The organism is Aureispira sp. CCB-QB1 (assembly GCF_000724545.1).
Classification (GTDB): domain Bacteria; phylum Bacteroidota; class Bacteroidia; order Chitinophagales; family Saprospiraceae; genus Aureispira.
In genome coordinates this window covers 14924-39231 of sequence record NZ_JHBV01000041.1, presented here as the reverse complement: position 1 = coordinate 39231, position 24308 = coordinate 14924, and the positions used below count along the sequence as shown (strand labels likewise).

The 24308-nt window shown below is 35.4% G+C and carries 21 protein-coding genes; 11 read left to right on the top strand and 10 right to left on the bottom strand.

Translation table 11 applies throughout. From position 1 onward, the window contains the following. Window positions 1–172: 172 nt before the first annotated feature. The 3 genes from CG11_RS20740 to CG11_RS20730 form a co-directional block, all read right to left on the bottom strand. A complete protein-coding gene (locus CG11_RS20740; protein WP_156039843.1) occupies window positions 173–1192 on the bottom strand; it encodes a DUF4846 domain-containing protein in 1020 nt (339 codons plus the stop codon). A 23-nt stretch (window positions 1193–1215) separates the two neighbouring features. After that, window positions 1216–1938 (bottom strand): DUF547 domain-containing protein, encoded by a 723-nt coding sequence (locus CG11_RS20735; RefSeq protein WP_052598766.1) that lies wholly within the window; start codon window positions 1936–1938, stop codon window positions 1216–1218. A gap of 168 nt (window positions 1939–2106) precedes the next feature. Continuing rightward, window positions 2107–2901, bottom strand: coding sequence for a hypothetical protein (locus CG11_RS20730; protein ID WP_052598765.1), 795 nt, complete (start codon window positions 2899–2901; stop codon window positions 2107–2109). A gap of 479 nt (window positions 2902–3380) precedes the next feature. On the opposite strand from CG11_RS20730, the gene CG11_RS20725 reads away from it, so the two are divergent. The 7 genes from CG11_RS20725 to CG11_RS20695 all read left to right on the top strand — a co-directional run bounded on the left by CG11_RS20725 (window position 3381) and on the right by CG11_RS20695 (window position 14156). Then, the gene (locus tag CG11_RS20725) at window positions 3381–4508 is read left to right on the top strand and encodes a PorP/SprF family type IX secretion system membrane protein (RefSeq protein WP_052598764.1); all 1128 of its coding nucleotides are present in this window, start codon (window positions 3381–3383) and stop codon (window positions 4506–4508) included. 107 nt (window positions 4509–4615) lie between these two features. After that, window positions 4616–6907: an OmpA family protein gene (locus CG11_RS20720; RefSeq protein WP_052598763.1), complete on the top strand. Its 2292-nt coding sequence runs from the start codon at window positions 4616–4618 to the stop codon at window positions 6905–6907. A gap of 71 nt (window positions 6908–6978) precedes the next feature. Next, entirely contained in the window at window positions 6979–7290 is a 312-nt protein-coding gene (locus CG11_RS20715) for a DUF1573 domain-containing protein (RefSeq protein ID WP_255351964.1), read from the top strand. A gap of 244 nt (window positions 7291–7534) precedes the next feature. After that, the gene (locus CG11_RS20710; RefSeq protein WP_052598761.1) at window positions 7535–8197 is read left to right on the top strand and encodes a transglutaminase family protein; all 663 of its coding nucleotides are present in this window, start codon (window positions 7535–7537) and stop codon (window positions 8195–8197) included. A 134-nt stretch (window positions 8198–8331) separates the two neighbouring features. Next, on the top strand, window positions 8332–9522 hold the full coding sequence (xseA, locus tag CG11_RS20705) for an exodeoxyribonuclease VII large subunit (RefSeq protein WP_052598760.1): 1191 nt from the start codon (window positions 8332–8334) through the stop codon (window positions 9520–9522). A 36-nt stretch (window positions 9523–9558) separates the two neighbouring features. Continuing rightward, entirely contained in the window at window positions 9559–11814 is a 2256-nt protein-coding gene (locus CG11_RS20700; RefSeq protein WP_052598759.1) for a DUF5682 family protein, read from the top strand. Window positions 11815–11825: 11 nt separating this feature from the next. Then, window positions 11826–14156 (top strand): GH92 family glycosyl hydrolase, encoded by a 2331-nt coding sequence (locus tag CG11_RS20695; protein WP_052598758.1) that lies wholly within the window; start codon window positions 11826–11828, stop codon window positions 14154–14156. A gap of 62 nt (window positions 14157–14218) precedes the next feature. Here CG11_RS20695 and CG11_RS20690 read toward each other — a convergent pair whose 3' ends face one another. The 3 genes from CG11_RS20690 to CG11_RS20680 form a co-directional block, all read right to left on the bottom strand. Beyond that, on the bottom strand, window positions 14219–14965 hold the full coding sequence (locus CG11_RS20690; RefSeq protein ID WP_231512823.1) for a lipoprotein signal peptidase: 747 nt from the start codon (window positions 14963–14965) through the stop codon (window positions 14219–14221). Window positions 14966–15071: 106 nt separating this feature from the next. Then, a complete protein-coding gene (locus CG11_RS20685) occupies window positions 15072–15758 on the bottom strand; it encodes a lipoprotein signal peptidase (protein WP_052598757.1) in 687 nt (228 codons plus the stop codon). Window positions 15759–16131: 373 nt separating this feature from the next. Beyond that, entirely contained in the window at window positions 16132–16890 is a 759-nt protein-coding gene (locus CG11_RS20680; RefSeq protein WP_052598756.1) for a gamma-glutamyl-gamma-aminobutyrate hydrolase family protein, read from the bottom strand. 318 nt (window positions 16891–17208) lie between these two features. Between CG11_RS20680 and CG11_RS20675 the strand changes: the two genes are divergently transcribed. The 3 genes from CG11_RS20675 (at window position 17209) to CG11_RS20665 (ending at window position 19348) form a co-directional block, all read left to right on the top strand. Further along, complete coding sequence (locus CG11_RS20675; RefSeq protein ID WP_081909615.1) at window positions 17209–18045, top strand: queuosine precursor transporter; 837 nt, start codon at window positions 17209–17211, stop codon at window positions 18043–18045. Between the two features lie 256 nt (window positions 18046–18301). Next, window positions 18302–18880 (top strand): non-canonical purine NTP diphosphatase, encoded by a 579-nt coding sequence (locus CG11_RS20670; RefSeq protein ID WP_052599041.1) that lies wholly within the window; start codon window positions 18302–18304, stop codon window positions 18878–18880. A 141-nt stretch (window positions 18881–19021) separates the two neighbouring features. Then, the gene (locus CG11_RS20665; protein WP_052598755.1) at window positions 19022–19348 is read left to right on the top strand and encodes a hypothetical protein; all 327 of its coding nucleotides are present in this window, start codon (window positions 19022–19024) and stop codon (window positions 19346–19348) included. A 7-nt stretch (window positions 19349–19355) separates the two neighbouring features. Here CG11_RS20665 and CG11_RS20660 read toward each other — a convergent pair whose 3' ends face one another. Together CG11_RS20660 and CG11_RS20655 are read right to left on the bottom strand one after the other, a co-directional pair. Beyond that, window positions 19356–20474: an alkene reductase gene (locus tag CG11_RS20660; RefSeq protein ID WP_052598754.1), complete on the bottom strand. Its 1119-nt coding sequence runs from the start codon at window positions 20472–20474 to the stop codon at window positions 19356–19358. Beyond that, window positions 20474–21436 (bottom strand): polysaccharide deacetylase family protein, encoded by a 963-nt coding sequence (locus tag CG11_RS20655; protein ID WP_052598753.1) that lies wholly within the window; start codon window positions 21434–21436, stop codon window positions 20474–20476. The genes CG11_RS20660 and CG11_RS20655 overlap by 1 nt, the downstream gene beginning before the upstream one ends. A 108-nt stretch (window positions 21437–21544) precedes the next feature. On the opposite strand from CG11_RS20655, the gene CG11_RS20650 reads away from it, so the two are divergent. Beyond that, the gene (locus CG11_RS20650) at window positions 21545–22396 is read left to right on the top strand and encodes an AraC family transcriptional regulator (protein WP_052598752.1); all 852 of its coding nucleotides are present in this window, start codon (window positions 21545–21547) and stop codon (window positions 22394–22396) included. Between the two features lie 23 nt (window positions 22397–22419). On the opposite strand, the gene CG11_RS20645 is transcribed toward CG11_RS20650, so the two are convergent. Both CG11_RS20645 and CG11_RS20640 read right to left on the bottom strand, forming a co-directional pair. Next, on the bottom strand, window positions 22420–23358 hold the full coding sequence (locus CG11_RS20645) for an ADP-ribosylglycohydrolase family protein (RefSeq protein WP_052598751.1): 939 nt from the start codon (window positions 23356–23358) through the stop codon (window positions 22420–22422). A 57-nt stretch (window positions 23359–23415) separates the two neighbouring features. Then, window positions 23416–24186 (bottom strand): TIGR02757 family protein, encoded by a 771-nt coding sequence (locus CG11_RS20640; protein WP_052598750.1) that lies wholly within the window; start codon window positions 24184–24186, stop codon window positions 23416–23418. Window positions 24187–24308: the final 122 nt, after the last annotated feature.

Below are 24308 nucleotides of genomic sequence, written 5' to 3'. Positions count from 1 at the left end.
ACGCTGCTACTTCGTGGTAGTTCGCTATCGCTTAGTTGTTTACTTTTTTAGCTCGGTTTGTTACTCCCTACGGTCGTGAGCTCGCTATGCTCGGTTCGCTCGTGAGCTCGCAAGCTTAGTTACCAAAAAGATAAAAAAGGATTTATATTATATTATATTGATAATGGGGAGGTCAATCAATGTCAAAACTTTTAAGCGTATTACGATCAAATGTCCATTCAGGAGTTACAAGCTGCGCGCCAAAATCTTCGGAATACCAAGGGGACAGATCAGAATCGTTGAAGTTATGCAAAACGTGTATACTTTGAGCAGGCATATAGCTTTGAGCGAGTAAAAAAATCTTTTTACCCGTTGTTTCATGTTGCGCCACGTCTAACACAATAACGGCATGCCCTGGAAATCCTCCCCAAATAAAAACGTCACCAGGCGAAACGTTACTTATTGTTTTTTCTTTTAATTCTTTTGCTAAGGATGCGGTTCCTGCGTAGCAATAAATATTAGTCAGATACTTTTTAAAATTTTTATAAGAAGTATTGTGGCTATTATTTGCAGCACTAAAACTAACCTTACTGCCTTTGATAATCGGTTTTTTGCCTTTAACCCAATCTGAAAAACGAATGGTGTGTCCACTTGTATAATTGAAATGGATAGCATCGTAATCTTTTTTGCTGTAATGATATTCTGCTACCAAGCGCATTACAGCATCTGCACATTGTTGCAAGTCACGTTGTCCGATATCAATATCTAAAACACGAAAAGCACCCTCTTGATAGGGCTTTTCTGTGCCATTATAAAGCATGACTTTGGATGTCTTTGGAAGCAAAGGCAATCCTCTTAACCATGTCCCAAAGCTAGTGGGAGAGGATGGTGTTCTGGTGTATTGAGGTGGTGTGGGAATCTGCTTTTGAAGTGCTGATTGGGGATGATAGGTATCCAGCCAACTATACTGAGTATAATTGGCTAGAGTAGCGGATGCATTATTATTTGTTGTTTGAATAACCTCAGCAGGAATATTTTTGCTACCATTTGTATTGTTTGTTGTCGAGGTAGAAGAATTCGAAAGAGTAGTAGAGCCAATTGCGTTTTCTATAGGTGTCGTAGTAATTGCTGTTTTATTAGAACGAGCGTGTTTTTCTCCACAACTAGTACAATTGAGCAGACTTGCTACAATCAAAAAGAGTAGTAATTTCATAAGGTTAGACTAACTAAAAAAGATTATTTCCACGCATTTAATGTCCAGTCATATTCATAAAAACCCAATGAATAATCGTGAGGGATTTTGGTGCTGCGATGTGCATTGATAAATTCGGGAATTGAAGGGAAAAAATCATCTTTATACCATTTAAAAATAGGAGATAATTTTACCATATTGTTTTCTTTTTCTAAGTACAAAAAAGAAGGGTCGTCTAATGCCAATTGGCATTGGCGATTGATTTGATTGTTGACATCTCCAGGAGTATATGCAAATGATGGGATAGGAGGGCAACCTTTGGCAGCACAAACCAAAACAAAATGAAGCCTAGGGTCTTTATATTCCTTAAAGATGATTTTATACTCTAAATGATCCAATGTCATCATCTCTTTGCCTACTTTATGTTTATCTTTTTTAAAGAATTTGTTCGTGTCCGCAACTTTTTCTATCGGATAAGTTTCCAACACAGCATTTATAACCAATAGATTGTAGCAATTAATTAAGTAAGCTTTGCGTCTATAAACGTCAACAGAGTTGACGGGAGTCTCGCCAATAAAATCAACGAGAAGTGCTAAGTCGGAGCGATCTTGTTTTAGATCGGCATATTTGATATTGCCTTCTATGGCATATGCCTTAAAAAAGTCATCCGCTTTGATAAAAAATTCAGCAGCATCTTTGATGGGAGTAGCTGCAAAAAGGTGCGTATAGATTGCCGTTAATAAGACAGATAATAGGAGCTTTTTCATGATACAATAATTTTTTTAGTTTAGGTCCATAATTTATATCGGGGGCTTTTTTATCTAATGCTATTGATTCAATTTGCATTGATATTAATTGAATGTTACAAATGGTTCAAAAATCTTACCTCTTTTGGTTAAAGTTAAAAAAAAGGTAAATATTTGGAAATTAAATCTTTAATTTTGTTTTTCAGATGTTTTTATGATGAAATTTTGACTGACAGGAGCCGCAATTTGTTTCCCAGAAGCATCTAACAATTCTAACTTAACTTCATAAGTTCCTATGTCAAGTCCCTCCAAAAGGTATGCTTGCCAATTGTTGACATAGAATGACTTATGGTTGTTGATCGTTATTTTTACTTGATTACCTCCTTCCTCAATAGTTGTGCCGACCAAAACAAAATCCAATAAAATTTTATCTCCTTTTTGGTAAGTACCCATTGGTGCATTATAAACAATATTTGCATTCAAAAGGTTTTTACTAAGGTAAAGTTCCCCTTTTCTTATGCCTATCTCCTTCGCCATGATTGCTTTAGGTGTTTTAATAGATTCGTAAAACGATCGAGCGATAAAAGCAGTTAATCTATACTTGCCATCGGGGAGAGGAAAGTCAAATATATTATTGTTGGTAATGTGATGTTGTTGATTGTCAATACAAATATGTAAATGATTTCCTTTGTTAGTCTTAGGATATGATTTGGGGCGACTTATTGTTAGGGGAGTCATCCCTCCCAAACGAAGGTTTACAGGACGGAACATCATCTGATTTTGAGTGTAGGTATAATTTTGCAATACGACATCATCATACAAAATAGATGAATCTAGGGGAGGGCAAGGCACTAATTGGATTGATTGAAGATCGGTAAGGGGATCTTCTGTTTGTGTATTGGAGGTGCAAGAACTAAAAATGCTACTTCCGAAAAGGATAACGCTAAAAAAGTATAAAAATTGCCTAGAATTAGTGTTGAACATATTGGTAAATATTGAAAAATATGAGAAGTTTTGTTGTTTTGTGACTAGGATTTTTTATTTTTATTAACAATACTAGAAAAAAACTTTAACATTTGTAAAACAATTATCGTGTATGCAAATGTATAAGCTACAATCCTTTATTCCAAGAAGAATAAAGTATATAACAGGGTAAAGGGAATTAATTGCAATGAAATAGGGAAAATATTTTGAAAAAGCATACATTAGCGCTTAATAAAATGTTAAGGTTCTTTTAACAAAGGAAATCTATAGGAAGTACTTTTTGATGTGACAAAATGTAGTTTTGGAAAGCAGAAATACGAGAAATAAAGGTTTTTTTGTTAAAAGTTCTAAACTAAAATGTAAGTTTACTTACTTTCTGTAAATAAAAACTGTATATTTACCCAAAGTTATTTATAGCGGTATAAATCTTATTATTGAATTAATTTACGGTATTCGTACTTAAAAACTCCTCTTAGACGATGAAAATTTTAACGAGTGTATGCCTGCTTTTTATAGTAGGTTTTTGTACATCCAGTAGCCAAGCTCAAGACGTTCGTTTTACGATGTTTGACATGGCTCCACTAGAGCTAAATCCTGCACATACAGGATATTATGCAGGTACTTTTAGAATAGGTGGTATATATAGAACTCAATGGGCAGGATTGTCTATTTCTCAAGCTCCATCTATTGATAATACTTCCTCAAGCTTTTCAGGATTCCAAACGCCATCTGCTTATATTGACGTTCCTTTTGCTATTCGTAATAAAAAAGGCAAGCCACTTAGAAATTGGGCAGGTGTTGGTATTTCTTTTTATTATGATGCCGTAGGAAACCTTTCTAACTTAGCTGCTAGTTTGTCTTTGTCTTATCACTTGGGCTTGGGCAAAAAAGGAAATACAATCTTATCTTTTGCTGCCAAAGGTGGTATCTTACAACGTAGACTTTCTGGAGATTTTACATTTGAAGATCAGTTGGTTAATGGTGGTAATGCTACGACTGACCCATTGGGCATGTCTTTAGGAAATGCTACTAAAACATTGCCTGATTTTTCTGGTGGTTTGATGTTGAGCCATAGAGGTAGACGTTTTGGTTTTGAGGCAGGAGTGTCTTTGAATCATTTTACGAATCCTAATTATAGCTTTATGACACCTCAAACAAATGAGGATGGTGAAGCAAGATTACCAATGACTACTATTTCTAATTTGATTTTTAGAATTGCATTAACTAAAAAAGGTAACTTGTTCTTGAAACCTTTGTTCTTCTTCCAAAATACAATCAATACAACTGGTCAAGGAGAAGGTTTGAGCGCATTTGAATTCAACGGGCAGTTATTGTTAGGGATTCACTTCAACGATATGCAAGATATTACATTATATTTGGGAGGTGGTTACCGTGCTAGTGGTGATGCTGTTGCTCGTATAGGCTTAGATATTAAAGGACTAAAATTTGGTTTTGCATATGATATCAATACAGCTGCACAAGGTTTGAACTATCAAGCATTTAGTAATAATAACAGAGGTATGGCATTTGAAGTAGCATTGTCTTATGTTGCTAAAATTTACAAAGTACCTGTTATTGATGATATCTTATTCTGTCCTCGTTTTTAATAATAACTCCAATAAGAGATTAGAAATCTACTCTTGAAGATTTCTAATCTTGTTTTATTATAAAATAGTATAGTAATCCACAACTTAATCTAAACTTATTTCGAATAATGAAACTTAATAATATATTAGTAATTATTGCTTTACTATTTGTTGGTCAAGCTGCATTTGCTCAACCAACAAATAATAACTTAACCTCCGAAATGAAGGAAAATATCGGAGATGAAGAACGCAATAAAAAGAATACCTACACTGCTTTAGAATGGTATATACGTGCTTATGAAGCAGATAACAATGATGGTGCTGCTATTTACAAAATAGCTTCCACCAATGAAATGTTGAGAGACTACAAAGCTGCTGCTGAATGGTACCAAAAATTAGTTGCTCTAAATAAAAAAGATGAATTTCCATTGAGTCGTTATGAGCATGCTGTTGTTATGAAAATGACAGGAGATTATGACAACTGTATTCCAGAGTTTGAAGCCTTTATCAAAGAGTATCCATCAGATGCGCCAAAGGCAGATTACTACAAAAAAATGGCTCAAATCCACATCGATGGTGCTAAATGGGCTAAAAATAACATGGAACCAACAGAGGAATTAATTATTGAAAATGCTGGTCCTAACGTTAACTCTTTGTCTACAGAAGGTGGGGCTTTCCCATTGGGACGTGATGAAATTATCTATGCTTCTTTGCGTGCAGATACAATTATTGTAAAAGAAGAAGGTGAGGATTATGAGCATGCTAAAATTTATATCGCTAAATCAGAAGGCGATGGCAAATGGGGAGAAGCAAAAGAATTTAATGCTGATGTTCTTCAAAAAGAAGGATTGCATGTTGTTGAACCAGCTTTTAACGATGATCAAACGAAGTTTTATTTTGTACGTGCTGAGTTGATTGGTAATCAATTGGAAAACAGTCGTATCTATGTAGCTGATTATGCAGATGGTACTGTTAGCAACCCTAAATTGCTAGATTTTAACTCTAGTTCTTACTCTTGTCAAGATCCTGCTTTTGCAACATGGGATGGAAAAGATTACTTGTTGTTTACTTCTAACATGGAAGGTGGTAAAGGTGGTATGGATATCTGGTATGCTGAGATCAATGAAGATGGTACGACTAAAGAGCCATTAAACTTGGAAGCAGTTAATACAATTGGAGATGATTTAACACCGTTCTTTGACGAAAGAAACAATACATTGTACTTTAGTTCAGATGGACACCCTGGTTTTGGTGGATGGGATATTTTCCGTACAGAGCGTGCTGCTGATGGTTCTATGGGAAAAGTTGTTAACATGGGTGCTGGTTTTAATACTTATGTAGATGACTTTAGTTTTACAGTGAACAAAGTAGGAAAAGATGATTGTTATGCTTATATCTTGTCTAACCGTCCTGGTACTATGTCCATGAAAAGCGAAACTTGTTGTGATGATATTTTCTCTGTAATTATGCCAGAGCGTTGTGATATTATTATGGATGTTGCGGTAATGGATGAAGCAACAGGAGAGCCAATGATTGGTGCAACTGTTCAGTTGATTGATAAAGAAACTGGTAAAGTTGTAGATGAGCAAAGTAATACAGAAGGAAACGATTATACGTTTAGCCTTGATATGGGGAAAAAGTATGATATCGTTGCTAAAAAAGATGGTGTAGAGGGTAGCAAAGAAAGTGTTGATGCGACTAAAGAAGCATTGACTGCTGCAGGTCTAGATATTACTAAACCAATGGAGATTACTAAAGAAGTTAAAATCAAAGAACTTGGTTTGATGGTTCAAGCATTTGACAAGAAAACCAATGCTGCTTTAGATGGCGTTACCGTAATTATTTACGAAGCTTCTTCTGGTAAAGAAGTAAAACAATTGACAAAAGGAACAGGAAATGAATTTGCTTTCGTTGTGCCAAGAGATAAAGATTACAAAATTTTTGCAAATCGTGAAGGTTATATTGCTGACACAAGAGTTGTAGCGCAAAAAGATTTGGGAATGGTACAAAAAATGTATTTGACGCCTCCTCCTGTATTCTACAATGTTTATTTCTCTTTCAATAAATCAAATATCCGTCAAGGTGCTGCTGATACTTTGGATATGGTATTGGCTACTTTAAAAGACAATCCTGAAATGATCGTTGAAGTAAGAGGTCATACCGATGCTTTGGGATCTGATCAATACAATATCAGCTTGTCTGACAGACGTTCTAATGCGACAATTGCTTACTTGGTTAAAAAAGGAATTGACAAAAACCGTTTGCAACCAAAAGCTTTAGGTGAACAACAACCTGCTGCTGATAATACTAAAACAGATGGTTCTGATAATCCTGAAGGACGTGCACTTAACCGTCGTGTAGAATTCAAAATTGTGAATGGAACATTGGGCATCAACGGAGCCCCTGAAAAAAAAAACTAACGGCTAATACAACCGTAGTTAGTACAACGACTTCTCCTTCTAATAATCCTGGAGATAAGCCAAGAACTACTTTGGCTTTTGACGAACCAGTTATGAAGATCGGACCTGTGAAATTTGGTGATGTAGAAGAATACACTGTTGAATTTACGAATACTGGAAAAAATGATTTTAAAGTATTTCACTTAGAAGGTGGTTGTATTTGTACAGAGCCAATTGATTGGTCAAGAGGAGCAATCAAACCAGGAGAAAAAGGGTTTGTGAAATTCAAATTTGATTCTTCACAAGCTAAAGTTGATCCAGCATACTCGTCAAGTTTGAATATCTATGGAAATGTTCCTGATGATATGATTATTTACGATATTGAAGCAAACGTTACCAAATAACGTTGATATACTCTTTAAAAAACCATCTTAAATTTATTTAAGATGGTTTTTTTTTTGTTTACATTTATAGCTTCCTTTTTGTGTTGCTCTATATAGAAAATGATTGATTCGGACTAAGAATAAGACTATTTTATCTATCTTGCCTCAACTTGTTAGTTCATTGTATTTAGTTTGTTTTGATCGCTGATTTAGTGGACTATTAATTCAAGTTATTTGCTAAAAAAATTGGAATATTATAATTAGAATGGACGAAAACGAGAATTATTTAAAAGCAGGGGTTTATACCAATAGTGATCATCCTACTGTTGTTGCATATGCACAAGAGAAAGTAAGTGGAATAACGAATGCAAAAGATCAAGTCATTGCATTGTATTATGCTATTAGAGATGGATTTAAATATTCGCCTTATCACATTGTTTTAAAGCCCTATGCCCTAAAGGCTAGTCATTTGTTAACCAAAGATTATGGTCATTGCATTGAAAAGTCAAATTTATTTGTGGCGTGTGTGCGTTCGTTAGGAATTCCTAGCCGATTGGCTTATGGCGATGTAAGAAATCATTTAGGAACCGCTAATTTAGAGGAGCGTCTAAAAACAGATGTTTTGGTGTTTCATGGATACGCAGAAGTGTTTTTGAATAATAGATGGATCAAAGCTACGCCTGTATTTAATACAGAATTATGTGACAAATTAGGGGTGGAACCATTAGATTTTGATGGTGAGCAAGATGCTGTTTTTCAAGAGTCAGATAAAGAAGGCAATCCTTTTATGGAGTATGTTGCAGATCATGGAGTGTTTGCAGACGTTCCTTTGGAGAAAATTTATTTAAGAATGAAAGCGCATTATCCCCATCTATTTAAAGAAGAAATTCGCAACTCTAAATTTATATTTGAATTTGATGAGGCTTAAATATCTTATATTTTGTGGCTGTTTTAATCTAATGTTAGTGAGCCTGCGGAGGGAAAGAATATTGGATGTTTATTGTTGACAATAGTAAGCCTACTATTTTATTAATCTACTGTCTGAATTAAGTCTCTGAGAATATGCCTAAAGAAATCAATCAACCAACTTTTTCTCTTTTTGAACTGAATGAGCATCTTAAACGTGTGGTTGCTTTTAATATGCGTGAAACGATCTGGATTAATTGTGAAATTGCAGATGTCGGAACAAGCAAAGGGAATGTATATATATCTTTAGTAGAACGGGATGATTTTAAAATATCTGCTAGAGCCGAAGGAGTTATATGGGGGCGTTCTTTGGAGAAAATTACTAGAAAAATTGGAGATTCTTTATGGTCAATTTTGCAAGTAGGTCGACAAGTACTGCTTTGTGTGCAGGTTGAGTTTCATGAGTATTTCGGAATGAAACTATCCATTAAAGATATTGACCCAACAGTAACCATTGGGCAATTGGAACTTAAACGTCTACAAACACAAAAAAAATTAGAGGCAGAACAGTTTACAGAACTCAATATGCAAGTTCCTACTAACTTGGTTTGGCAGCGAATTGCTATCATTTCTTCTAGTACTGCTGCGGGACTACAGGATTTTTTACAGCAAATCAAAACAAATCCTCATCAATATAAATTCCAATATGAATTGTTTGAGGCTGTTGTGCAGGGGGTGAATGTACCCCAAGAGGTCATGTTACAAATTGATAAAATAGAAGCTCGGAAAGATGAATTTGATTGTGTTGTTATTGTTCGAGGTGGTGGTGCTCGTCTAGATTTAATGGGATTTGATGATTACGATTTGTGTGTGGCTTTGGCGACTTGCGAGTTGCCCATTATAACAGGAATAGGGCATGATATTGATGAAACCTTAGCGGATTTGGTCGCTTATCAAACCTTGAAAACACCAACAGCTGTTGCGGATTATTTGATTCATCGAATGCTAAATTTTGAGTCTACTATTGTACAGTCTGCTTTGGATATTAAGCATTTAGCAATACAAAAAATTCAACAAGCCTCTAATAGAGTAGATTTATTAGAAGCGAAATTAAAACAGGTTGCCGCACAACAGTTAAAAGCCGCACATCAGGAACTAGATGCTATAGAAGAAAAACTTCGTTTGTTAAACCCTCAGACGATTTTAGAGAGAGGTTTTTCTATGATAACAGACGAAGAGGGGAGATTAATAAAAAGTATCAATAAACTTGAAAAAGAAAAGATTTATTATTTGCATTTGAAAGATGGAAAAGTGCCAATTAAGTTAGATTTGCTAACAACCCTGTAAACATAATATTTTAGCGAACTATTGAGAGATTAAAGAATGGATATAAAATTATTTGGAATAAGACATCACGGTCCTGGTTCTTCTAAAAGTTTGATAAAGGCATTGAGTGTCTATCAGCCAGATATAATTTTAATAGAAGGAGCAGAAGAATTGAGTAACCTCCTTCCTTATGTGCAAGACGAAACATTGGTGCCTCCTGTTGCTGCTTTGATTTATAATCCTAAGAATTTACAACAAGCTGTTTATTACCCATTTACTGTTTTTTCTCCCGAATGGCAAACGTTTTTATTTGCTCAAAAATATGGTATCCCTGTAGTTCAAATGGATTTGCCTCAATCGCTGCGGTTAGGATTGGACGAAGTGCCTGAAAAAATAGCTGAATTGAAGAAACTGGAAGGGCAAGAAGATGTAAAGGATATAGCAAAGGATCCGTTGGGCTATATGGCATCTTTAGCAGGATACACAGATAGTGAACGTTGGTGGGAGGCTATGTTTGAACAAGGAGATGGCAACGAGGATATTTTCGGAGTGATTCTGGACTTGATGAAAACTTTAAGGACAGAGATAGGCAATCAAGGACAAGCCTATAACTTGATTCGAGAAGCATATATGCGTAAGAAATTGCGTAAAGCAATTAAAGACAAATACGAGCGCATTGCTGTTGTCTGTGGAGCTTGGCATACACCCGCCTTGGATGATTTGAATGCTTATAAAGTAAAAGATGATAATGCATTGTTAAAAGGGATTCCCAAAGTAAAAACAAAAGCTACTTGGATCCCTTGGACATATGACCGAATCGCTACTTCCAGTGGGTATGGGGCAGGAGTTGTATCACCTGCTTGGTATGAATTGCTGTTTTTTAATAGAGACAATGCCACAATTAACTGGATGGCAAAAGTTTCTCAGTTATTCAAAAAGGAAGACTTAGAAACGAGTTCAGCTCATGCGATCGAAGGCGTACGTTTGGCAGAAACTTTGGCTGCTCTTAGAGGTCTAGAAGTACCTGGAATAGGAGAACTGACGGAATCTGTAATGACTATTTTTTCAGGAGGATATCAAAGTCAACTGGACTTAATTCGACACAAGTTGGTGATTGGGGATAAAATGGGGGATGTTCCAGAAACAATTCCAATTATTCCTTTACAGCAAGATTTAGAACTGAACATTAAAGCATTAAAACTAAAAAAGTATAAAAAAGCAGACGTGGTGTGGTTAAAAGCTACTGCCAACAAACCCAAGGGAGGGTTAGATTTGAGACAAGAACATGATTTAAAGCAAAGCCAATTTTTGCATCGTTTAAATTTGCTATCCATACAATGGGGAATACCCGATGTTGCAACAGGTAGGGAGTTGAGTACGAAGAATGAATATTGGAAAATGGAATGGCGTCCTGAATTTGCTCTGCAAATTATTGAGGCGGGAATGTGGGGAAATACCATCCAGCAAGCGACAATCAATTTTGTGATCAACCAAGCAACTCATGCTCAAACATTGGTAGAGTTGACCCAATTATTAGAAAAAGTAATTCATGCTAATTTGCCTGAAGCAATCAATGAATTGGTGCAGGAATTAAAAAATTTGGCTGCTATAACAAAGGATATTAATCATTTGATGACAGCTTTGCCTCCGTTGGTTCGAATTTATAGATATGGCGATGTTCGAAATACTGAAATTGGTATGGTCGATGCGTTGCTCCAAAAAATAGTGCCTCGAATTTGCATTTCTTTACCCAATGCATGTACTTCTTTGGATGAATCAGCTAGCGAGGAAATGTTTGACCAAGTATTGTCTGTTAATCGCTCTTTGTTATTATTAAATGAGGAAATGTATTTAACGGTTTGGGAAGAAACGTTAGAACGATTATTAGATAATCAACATATTGATGGAAAAATAAGAGGAGCTGCTACCCGAATTTTGTTGGATAATGAGGTGTTAAATGTCGAAACGGCAGCAGGGATATTAAGTTATGCTTTGTCTAAAAGTGTCGATGTTGTTGTCGCAAGTAGTTGGTTGAATGGTTTCTTATATGGAAGTGGTTTGCTCTTAATTCACAACCCTATTTTATGGGAAATTGTAGACGAATGGGTTAGTGGATTAAAGGACGAGCAATTTCAACAAATGTTGCCTGCTTTACGCCGTACTTTCGCAGCTTTTGCGCCCGCAGAACGTCAAAAAATGCTACAACTGGTGCGAGATGGTAAATTAATCGAACGCCCTACTTTTGATACAAATTTAGACCCTGAACGGGTAAAAATTGTCTTACCAATGCTACAACTGTTTTTTGGTGAATAAATAATTGTAAAATGAAAAACATATTGCTTTCTCTGTTGATACTATTTGTATTAAATGCTTGCAAAAAAGAAGCAAAAAGTACTCTTGTTTCTACTAAATCAAAGCCTGATTATACTCAATTTGTCGACCCTTTGGTAGGAACAAGCAAGATGGGGCATGTTTTTCCTGGAGCAACGGCACCTTTTGGAATGGTACAGTTGAGCCCCCAAACTAACTTTGAGGTGATGTTTAATGAGGACGGTAGTTACAACACAGAAACGTATGAGTATTGTGCTGGTTATCAGTACCGAGATTCAACTATTCTAGGGTTTACCCATACGAACTTTAGTGGAACAGGGCATTCTGATTTGGGGGATTTTTTAGTAATGCCCACGACTGGAGAATTGGTACTTGAACCTATGGTGAGGCAAGAAGGCAAAAAGGGGTTTTACTCTACGTTTTCGCATAGTGAAGAAAAAGTATCTCCTGGGTATTACAAAGTTAATTTAGAGAGTTATGGAATTTTAGCAGAATTAACAGCTAGCGAACGGGTTGGTTTTCATCAATACACCTTTCCAGAGTCAGAAGAAGCGCATGTTATCTTAGATATGGTGTACAATGTATATCATCATGATAATAAGAATGTTTGGACTTTTATTCGAGTTGAGAATGATTCTTTAGTAACGGGGTACCGACAAACTAAGGGATGGGCTAGAGATAAAAAGGTGTTTTTTGCCATGCAATTCTCTAAGCCTTTCAAAAGCTATGGGCACAAAAAATATGACGCTGTTAAATACGATGGCTTTTATCGACGTTTTGACCAAGAATATAATTTTCCTGAAATGGCGGGCAAGGACATTAGAGCATTTTTCAATTTTGATACAAAGAACGCTGAAAAAATTAAAGTTAAGTTTGCTTTGTCTTCTGTCAGTACTTCGGGAGCTTTGAAAAACTTAGAAGCTGAAATACCGCATTGGGATTTTGAAAAAACAAAAGAAGAGACAAAAAAGAAGTGGAACGAAGAACTTTCTAAAATAGAAGTGACTAGTTTGACGGAAGAAGATAAAGTGAATTTTTACACAGCAATTTATCATACTAATCTTTCACCTATTCTCTATGAAGATGTGGATGGTCAGTATAGAGGTTTAGATCAAAACATACATACTTCCAAAGGATTTACAAATTATACTATTTTTTCATTGTGGGATACTTATCGAGCTTTGCACCCATTGTTTAACATCACCCAACCAAGCCGCAATAATGATATGATAAAATCTATGTTGGCGCATTATGAGCAAAGTGTACATGGTATGTTACCTATATGGAGTCATTATGCTAATGAAAATTGGTGTATGATAGGCTATCATGCGACTTCAGTTCTTGCAGATGCAATGGTTAAGAAGGTAGGAAATTTTAATCAAAAGCAAGCTTTGGCTGCGTCAGTAAGCACAGCTAAGGTTAGATATTTTGATGAGCTTGGTGCTTATATAGATTATAAATATGTTCCAGATGATAAAGGGCATTCGTCTGTATCTAAAACATTGGAATATGCTTATAATGATTGGTGTATTATGAAGATGGCAGAGGAATTGGGAAATACTGCTGTTGCAAGAGAATTTGAAGATCGGTCTAAATCTTATGAAAATGTTTACGACCCTTCTATTGGTTTTATGAGACCCAAACTGTCGGATGGAACTTTTAGAGAATCCTTTGATCCAATGGACACACATGGTCAAGGGTTTATAGAAGGAAATGCGTGGAACTACGGATTGTATGTTCCTCAGGATATTGATAAAATGGTTGAGATGATGGGTGGAAAAGATCATTTCAGTAAACATTTAGATTCTTTATTTACAGTCGATATTGATGAAAAGTATATTGCTAAACATGAAGATATTACTCGTGATGGAATCATTGGAAATTATGTGCATGGAAATGAACCAGGGCATCACATCCCTTATTTGTATAACTGGACGGGGCATCCTGAAAAAACACAAGCACGTGTTCGTATGATTTTGGATACGATGTACGCTCCTAATGTTGATGGTTTGTGTGGAAATGACGATGCAGGGCAAATGAGTGCATGGTACGTTTTTAGCGCACTAGGGTTTTATCCTGTAACTCCTGGTTCTTCGGATTATGCATTAGGAAGTCCTTTAGTAAGAGATGCTGTAATTCATTTGGAAAATGGAAAAACGCTAAGAATTGAGGCTAAAAATCAGCATAAAGATAATGTGTATGTAAAAGAAGTTTACTTGAATGGAAAAAAACTTGATGGGACAATGTTATCTCATCATGACCTAGTCAAAGGGGGACATCTTTTATTTGAGATGTCGAATAAACCTGCAATAGAATCGAAATAATCTAATAGCTATATATAATTTGTGCAATGACAGTCCGCTAATTTATGGCGGACTATTCTTTTTTAAAGTTGATCGATGGAATCTTTAGAATTGTTAACAGGAGTAGAATCCGAATTATCAACGGCTATGCTTGGTTCATTGGAGACATTTTGTTGTTCGTCAAATTCTCTTTGAAAACGGCGGCAAAATACGATAGCAATAAATACACCTAGACTAATAGCACTATCGGCAATATTAAAGATGGGTTGAAAAAACATGAAATACTTACCTCCAACAAAGGGCATCCACTTGGGCCAAAAACCTTCAAACATTGGAAAGTAGAGCATGTCTACTACTTTGCCATACAAAACCCCAGCATATCCTCCTTCAGAAGGCATAAAAGTAGCCAAACGTGGATTGTGAAAGGTACCGCTGTCAGAAAAACAAACGCCATAAAAAATAGAGTCAAGAATATTGCCCAAAGCACCTGCAAAAATTAGAGAAATACAAGCTAATAGTAAAAAGCTAGCTTTTTTTCGGACTAGCTTATTTAAAAAATAGGCAATAAATCCAACAACTACAATTCTAAAAAGGCTTAAAAATAACTTGCCATAATCTCCACCAAACTCAATCCCAAATGCCATTCCTTTGTTTTCTGTAAAATGAATCCGAAACCAATCCAAGCCCAAAACTTTAAAAGAATCGCCCAAAGGCATGTTTAGTTTTACCCAAATTTTGAGTACTTGATCAATTATTAGAATGAAAAAAATTAGACCTAAGACGAAATGTGAGCGTTTCAAGTTATAAGTGCTTTTGTATATTAAATACACTGTAAGGGAAATTGTTAAGCAAGCTTTGTGCTCTTTTACAGTGTATTAAAATGAAATTAGATATTGGTAGTTACGATCGCTTACTTAGATGGTACGTGGTAAAAATCTAGGAATCACTAACAGAAAGATTTTCTTCATTAATCGAAGACTCCTTGTTGTTATTGATGGTAACGTTTTCTTCTTCCTCTTTGTTAAAGAAATGTTTGTAAAAAACAAATATAATAGCTGTTCCTATAAAAACAGAGGCATCGGCAATGTTGAAAATAAATTCAAAAAATTGCAGGGGTTTGCCTCCCCAAATAGGAAACCATTCTGGAAAATGGGAATCAATTAATGGAAAATAAAACATATCAACCACCTTGCCATGTAAAAAATCTGTATATCCTCCTTCTGGAGGCATAAATGTTGCCACATCAATGGCAGTACTTTCTGAAAATACAAGACCATAGAAAACAGAGTCTAAAATATTACCAACAGCTCCAGCAAAAATTAAGGTAATACTAGTAAGGACAATAAAAGAGGCATTTTGCTTGACCAGTTTGTACAGCATATATCCTATAAAAGAAATAGCAACAATGCGGAACAAACTTAGTGCTAATTTACCATATTCGCCACCCCATTCAATTCCAAATGCCATTCCAGGGTTCTCTATAAAGTGGATGTGAAACCAGTTTAATCCTAAGACTTCAAAATAATCGCCCAAGGGCATGTTTAATTTTACCCAAATTTTTAGAGTTTGGTCCAAAATCAAGACCAATAAAGCGAGTGCTATCGTATAATGTGATTTCTTCAAAGTTTTTTATTTCAAAAGTTTGCAAAAACAATATAGGTTACTTATTTCCACGAAGTAATGTTAGAATTTGCTTAAGTAATAAGCAAATATGAAATTACTTTTTACCCTACTAGGATCAAAAGTTGTATTCCTATTTAAAAAAAGATACAATTTTAAACAACTTCTTAATAAATAGTAGTTCGTTGATTTTTACTTTTTTAGCTCATTGCGCTCGTGAGATCACAAGCTTAGTTACCAAAAAGATAAAAAAGCACATTTATATTATAGTGTGGAAAACTATTTATCCAAAGTATCAAAAATAAGAAAGAATTATGATTATGGCGAAAAGTAAATCTAAAATTAAGTTTTACTTATGAATTTGCGTATCTCATTGTCATTTCACTAAAGATGGTTTGATGCTAGCGAATTGCAAGAAGTGCTCAATAATAACTTTATCATCAATAAATTTTTCAGCAGCATTAAAGAAAAACTCTGGATGCCACTGTACACCCATTACTTTTCCTTTAGGTGCATTATTATAATAAAAAGCTTCTATCAAGCCGTCGTCTGCATGAGCAATTGGGACTAAATCTTTGGCTAGTCTTTTGATTCCTTGGTGATGAATAGAATTTACCAAATGAGCGCTTTTATTTACGCCCAATTCATCTAACAATTCATTTTTTACTAGGTTTATAGGATGCGTATGTAAGTCATATTTTTTTGAGCAGTGATGCTTGACTTGTTTAGAATACTGGCTTGGCAAATCTTGATACAAACTACCTCCAAAATAAACATTTAAAAGCTGGAATCCTCGACAAATACCAAACACTGGATATTCTTTTTGCACAAACCAGTCCAAAATAGAAAGCTCATAGTCGTCTCTCAAAGAATCTCCGTGCCATTCTCCTATGGGTTGCTCTCCATATTGCAATGGACTAATGTCTGTACCTCCTAATAATGCTAAGGCATCTAACTGCTCTAAGAAAGATGGCAATAATTGGGGAGATAGATTGGGGATCAAAATAGGCATTACCCCAAAGGATGCCCAATAGTTTGCAAACTCCTTTTCTAAATAGCAGAGTTGCTTTTTTTGAAAGATAGTTCGTTGTTCGTTGGGTGGAAATAATCCACCTGTAATGCCTAGTTTTATCATATTAAATTATTTTTTCTATTAAAACCAAAACAAAAAGTGCCGAAGATGATATTAAAAAGTTTTTTTTTATTAAATTGATATAATTCCCGCCCAAAAAATAGGACTAAATGTAAATGTACTTCTTAATCAAAGGTTTAGATTTTTACTGTAAAGTATCTAAAATCAGAGAATGTTTATTTTTGGAAAAGGAATTCAATAAAATGTTTGTCCTTTATTAATAGTTATAAAAAATAGTACTTATTATTACGAATGTAAACGGTAAGAACCCTCTTGAATTATCGATACTACCGTATATTAAGTATAAAGATAAAAATGTAAATGAAAATAGAAGAAGACGAACAAATTTTAGGTGAAAATCAAGTTCAGGAGGGACTTGATGAAGGAGGAAAAAGAGTCACAGAGTTTAAAAGCAATCGTTTGTTTTTTATTTTAGGAGGATTCTTTTTAGCCAATGCTTTTATTGCAGAATTTATTGGAGTAAAGATTTTTTCTCTAGAAGGTACCTTGGGTATGTCTCCTTGGGGCTTAGATCCTATGGGGGGAGAAGGTCCATTGAATTTTACGGCAGGAGTATTGTTATGGCCAATTGTATTTATTATGACAGATGTTATTAATGAATATTTTGGAGTTAGTGGGGTGCGGTTTTTGTCGTATTTGGCGGCTAGTCTTATTGCCTATGCTTTTATTATGGTATTTGCGTCAATCAGTTTGTCGCCTGCCGACTGGTGGGTAGAAGGGTATACCGCTAAAGGAATCCCCAACATGCAAGCTGCCTTTGCTGGTGTTTTTGGGCAAGGATTATGGATTATAACAGGGTCTTTGATCGCTTTTTTGGTTGGTCAAATCGTTGATGCACTTGTATTTCGAAGAGTAAAAGTATGGACGGGCAAGAATAGAATATGGTTAAGAGCAACACTTTCTACAATGGTTTCTCAATTGATTGACAGTTATTTAGTGTTGTATATTGCATTTGTGCTGGGAGCCGATTGGTCTATGGATATGCTATTTTCAATAGGAACGACCAATTATGTTTATAAAGTAACGATTGCGATCTGTTTTATTCCGTTGTTGTATCTAATACACAAACTTATCGACAAATATCTAGGCAAAGAGGTTGCCGATGAATTAAAGGAACTTGCTTTGAAAAAGAACTAATATTGCCCTCTGAAAAAATCTAGTTAATCCATACAATAATATCAATCTGTTGGATTGTTACCATAAAATTTAATCGTGAGCCGTATGTTAAGAATAAAAACATACGACTTGCGATTTTAAGTTTATAGCGAGGGCAGTTCCTTAGGTCTGCTTATGCTTTTCTTCAAATCTGTTGCCTTTGATTAAGCTTCCCAATTATGCTCACAGTCAAAAAGACGCAATTTTAAACAACTTCATCATAAAATTTATAGAAACAATGAGTAAACTAGTGTTTGCTACTGCTAATCAAAACAAAGTTAATGAAATCCAAAAAATAATGGGAGCGCAATATGATTTCCTGTCTTTAGAAGACATTGGTTGTACGGAAGACATTCCCGAAACACAACCCACTATTGTTGGGAATGCACTCCAAAAAGCACGTTATGTCTACGAAAAATATGGAATGAATTGTTTTGCAGAAGATACTGGCTTGCAAATTCATGCTTTAGATGGCGCACCAGGGGTATATTCTGCTCGTTATGCAGGTCCTGCGAGAGATGCCAATAATAATATGGATAAAGTCCTAACAGAATTAGGGGATACAGATAATCGAGCGGCCCAATTTAAAACTGTCATTGCACTAATTTTGGATGGCAAAGAGTACACCTTCGAAGGAATTGTGGAAGGGTATATTCTAAAAGAACGTCAAGGAACAGGAGGATTTGGTTACGATCCTATTTTTAGACCAAGAGAAAGTGATCGAACTTTTGCGGAAATGTCTTCTGATGAAAAAGGTAAAATTAGTCACAGGGGGCGTGCTACCGAAAAATTGAGAAAGTTCTTATTGTCTTTGTAATATAGGATAGTAGGGCTATTTTCATTTTGGTATGAAATTTTCAATAAGACTGTTGTATATAATCATCGTAGTTCGTTGATTCGCTTAGCTACTACTGCGTGGTTTTAACGAACTATTGTAATTCATAACTAAGAACATCTTATGAAATATTTAGCCCTATTCGTTGTCCTTTTGTGTATCAATCAAACCGTCTCTGCGCAAGCCTACATTGCCCAAGTAGATTCTACCATAAAGGGAAAAGAATCTTGTCGCATGATAGATTTAAATTTGCCTTTTATTGGAATTGTAAGAATTGAGCCTGTTTCTTCTGCTTTTGCACAAGCTACCATTCCTTTTCAGATTCCTGTTTCCAAAAAGGAAATAGATAGCTTGCCATTGACAACAGCAGACACTTGTCTTTCGTCTGATTGTTTAGAATTAAAGAAAAATATCTGGATAGGTGTGGACTCTTTAGAGGCAGATGGGTAGTGAAATACTAAGGAAGTTTGGGATAATCGGTATATCCTTTGGCACCTCCGCCACCAAAAAGCGTGTGGGTATCCGTAATTTGATTCATCTTTGCACCAACTTTGACTCGTTCAGGAAAATCGGGATTGCTTATAAACGCTCTGCCAAAACCAATCAAATCAACTAAGTTTTGTTGAATTAAATCGTTGCCAGTTTGAGGCGTTTTATTTCCTGTTGCTATAATGGTGTGTTTGAACCGTTGTCTTAACGCTTCTCTAAAACCGATCGGTATATTGGGCGCATCGTCCCAATCTGCTTCACACAGATGCAAATAGGCTACATCAATATCGTTTAAAGCGCTTGCTGCAAGCATAATGGTATCCATAATTTCAGGATCATCCATGTCTTTAAATTTTATAAATGGAGAAAGGCGAATACCTGTTTTTTCTGCTCCGATTGCTTTAACAACAGCTTGAGTAACTTCTATCAAAAAACGGAGGCGGTTTTCTTTAGAACCTCCATATTGATCGTTTCTATGATTGGTATTGCTTCTCAGAAATTGATCAATTAAGTAGCCATTGGCACCATGAATTTCAACCCCATCAAATCCTGCTTCAATAGCATTTTTTGCTCCATTCTTAAACTCTTGAATAACTTGTTGAATGTCATCGGTTGTCATTTCTTTAGGCTGCTCAACAGGAATAAAGGTAGCATCGCCATTGGGTGCTCCATCAAAAATATAAACATTGGTATCTTTTGCAATGATAGGAGAAGGAGCGATGGGTTGCAAGCCATTGACTTGAGCACTAGATACTCTGCCAACATGCCAAAGTTGCAAGAAAATTTTACTCCCTTGAGCATGAACTTTCTGAGTAATCTTTCTCCAACCTTCTATTTGCGCTTTGGTAAAAATACCAGGAGTTCGAGCATAGCCCATGCCTTGTTTGGATATTTGGGTTGCTTCTGTAATGATAAGCCCAGCAGATGCTCTTTGTTCGTAATAAGCAGCCATAAGGTTATTGGGAACAGCCCCTTTTTCGTTTGCTCTAGAACGTGTCATAGGAGCCATCACAAATCTATTGGTTAGAGGAATAGTTCCCATTGCAAATGGTTCAAAAAGTGCTGTAGATTTTCGTATTGACTTCATTATCTATTATATTTTAGTTCAGAATCATCTAATAATGTTTTAGGGTCTTCTTTTACCATGCGGGCGATTTCATCTTTGCGCATGAATACGACACCACTATGAGTTTTGGCATATTCAATAAATTCATCCACAACATTGACAATGGAGGGAGCTCCTCCAATTCTATCGTGTAGGCTTATGCTCATCATTCGTCGCTGATGTTTGCCTTCTTCATACAATTGGTTGAATTCTGCTTTTAGTTGTGCCAAAAATTGCTCTGGACTCCAATTTTTACCCGATATATTGACAATATCATTATTCCTTAGGGTATAAGGCATAACCACAAATTTTTCTCCACGTACATTGGTAATAAATGGTTCGTCTCTGCTTAAATCATCTATATGGTATAGAAAACCAAGTTCTTGTAAGACCTTTAAGGTATTAGGGCTTCTTCTAAGCCAGTTGCAGTTATAACCAATTCCCCTTTGTCCTGTGATGCTCTCTACGGTATCAATTCCTTTTTTTATAAATTCCAGTTCTTCTTCATAACTCAAATTCCATTGATCATCCCAAGCAATGCCATGGGCTGCAATTTCATGCCCACCATTAGCAATAGCTTTTGCTACATCAGGATATTTTATAGCTGCCTCCCCAACTACGTGAGAAGTAACCTTGATATCGTGTTTTTTCCAAAGTTTTAACATCCGATAGATGCCCTCTTTAGCTCCATATCTAAACCAACTTTCGGCAGGTAGGTCTACGGTGTTTGGAGGGAGAGGATTTCCCGAAAATGGGCTTTCGGCTCCCATAGGTTGTCCTCCTGTTTCAAATTGCATCGAAAAAGAAACAACTAATTGTGCTTGATTGGGCCAGTATTGAGTTGTCGTGTTTGTTGGTGTCGTGTTTGTTTTTTCTTTTGAACAACTGCTATTTATAATTATCAATAGAATTAGAATAAAAGAGTGTTTCCAATGGTACTGCATAAGAGTAATTTTAGTTGATTTAAGTATTAATAGCTCAAATTTCAGCGAAAATATTATTTTTTATTTTGTAAAAAACCATGCTATTTTTGTAAAAAACTATCTTTGAGTATGGCAAAGCGATTTTACACTAGGTATGCACTAAATATATTTACTCTTGAGTTAGACGCATGGAAATTTCCCATGCACACACATAATTTTTATGAGTTAATCTTTATCAAAAAAGGTAAAGGAAAACAATCTATGAATGGTGTGCTATTTCCTTACAAAGAGGGAGATATATTTTTCTTATCTCCAAAGGATGAGCATTTGTTTGAAATTGTAGAAAAAACTACGTTTGAATTTATTCAATTTACAGAACAGTTATTCTTAGAGCAAGTGAACAAAGAGGAAAAAGGAATATGGGAAAAAACGATTGAGCAAGTTTTATATAGTCCGAATGTAATTCCGCAAGATATTATATGTATTGAGAACGATCGAGTAAAGCTATTTCAACTGCTTGCTTTACTAAAGGAAGAGTATGCTACCAAAAGAATGTATACCTATCAAATTTTGAGAGGAATTTTTCAGTCTATGATGTTAATCATTGTACGCAATTTACATGTAAAAAATCCATCATCAGAACAAGCTGTTTTTAAAGAGGAGGAAAAAATAAATAAGATATTGTCGCATATAAGACAGCATATTATGGAAAAAGAAAAAATAAGCCTTAAAGCGATTGCCGACAAGTTTTTTATATCAGAAAACTATATTAGTATTTTTATAAAAAAACATACCCAATTTTCGATCAAACAGCTAATCATAGAGACCCGACTCAAGACGGCAGAAAGCTTATTACAACAGAGCAGCTATACAATATCTGAAATTGCAGAGAAGCTAGGATTTACAGATGCCGCACATTTTAGTAATACATTTAAGAAACACAAAGGTTGTAGACCCTCCGCGTTTAGAAAGAAAAATTAGGGTTCTAGAAATAGGGATGCACCTTAAAAATACTTAGAATATAGTTGGTTGCCCAATTGTATGATTTCATCTTTTTTAGCTAGAGCATGAAGCCAATTATTAGGAAAACCATCTGTTAAGTGAAGCCCTGCTAAACCGCCTGCTATGGCTGCTGTTGTATCGGAATCATCTCCTAAGTTAACCGCTTTTAATACAATATCTGAATAGGAATCCTCTTTTAGCCAACACCAAATGGCTGCTTCCAAAGAATGAACTACATAGCCACTACTATAAATTTCGTTTTCGGGAATATCTTCGATTAAATAATCTAAAACTCTTTTTAGATGAAGACTTTCTTTTTCTAACTCATAGCTATTTTTACAAAATTCATTGACATTATAAACCGCTTCATAATAGGCTTCTCGCTTATTTTCGGTTGTTAAGAGCTGAAGGCATATTTCAATATAAAGAAAAGAACATAAGGTGGAACGTAGATGCGCATGAGTGATTCCTGTTACCTCTTTTACAATGTTGAATCGATATTTAATATCATAATCTTTAAGATAAAACGCAAGAGGGACGATGCGCATTAAGCCACCATTTCCATTATCATTCTCTTGAGTACTACCTGCATTTAAAGGAGATACCCCTTGGATTAGTTTTTCAATCGCTTTTGATGTAGCATGACCGACATCAAAGACTTGGTTGTTAGGTGTCCAGTGTGCATTTTGAAGCCATTTAATAAAGGATTGGGCTATGTTTTGTAAGTCATAACCATTGCAAAGGCTTTCTGCTAAGCAAAAGGTTAAAGAACTATCGTCAGACCATGTACCTTTAGGTTGTTTGTGAGTGCCAAAACCAGTCATGTCTAGAACGGGATGCTTCTTTAAAAAATTTCTAGAAACCAATTCAACAGGAACACCTAGAGCATCTCCAATCGCTACTCCCAAAAGGCTGTTTGTTACAAAATTATATTGAGTCATGAGTTTTATGAGTTTAGCAAGTACTACAGTTTATAGCAACAAACTATGTTATTGATTTTAACCAAAAGTATCTTTTTCTAAGACTCCAATTCCAAACAATGCAAAGTCATACTTTACAGGATCGTCCTTATCAAAAACTCTTAGGTTATCAGTAAGTTCCAAGGTTGTTTTCCAATCGGTTTGCTTGCGTTGGATAAGATTGTAGCGACGACCAATTCGATCAACATGTACATCTAAAGGCATTAATAATTGACTGGGAGAAATTTCTTTCCAAAGCCCAAAGTCAACCCCTTTGTCATCTTGTCGAACCATCCATCTCAAAAACATGCACAAACGCTTACAAGTAGATTTTCGTTTAGGAGTTGCGATGTGTTTTCTAGTACGTTGGGGAGCATCTGGCAACGAAAAAAATAGATCGTGAAAACCAATTAAGGCTTTTTCTATGGTGGTATCTTCTTCGGTAAGATGTTGACTAAAAGCCGTTTCTAAAGAAGTGTTTTTTTGATAAAACTGTTGTAAGAATTCCAAAAAATAAAGCGTATCTAAAGGTTGAAAGGTACGGTGTTTAAAATTCAAAAACTTTTCTCGATCTTTCTCCTCGTGATTGACTATAAAGTCATAAGGAGCACCATCCATTAGGTCGATTAATTTTCGACCACTGTTGATAATCATAGTCCGTTTTCCCCAAGCCAACATAGCTACCCAAAAACCAATGATTTCTATGTCTTGCAACTGACTAAATTGGTGAGGAAGGCTGATGGGATCGTCTTCAATAAATTTAGGACAATTAAAAAGAGCCACTTTTTCGTCCAAAAGTTCTTTGAGCATTGTTTTATTATGAAGTTTTGTTAAAATTACTGCTTATTCAGACCACATAACAGGAGCGTAGAGGACTGCTATTGATTGACATTAATAAAAATAGAGTAAGGCAAATAAGCAAATAGCGACAA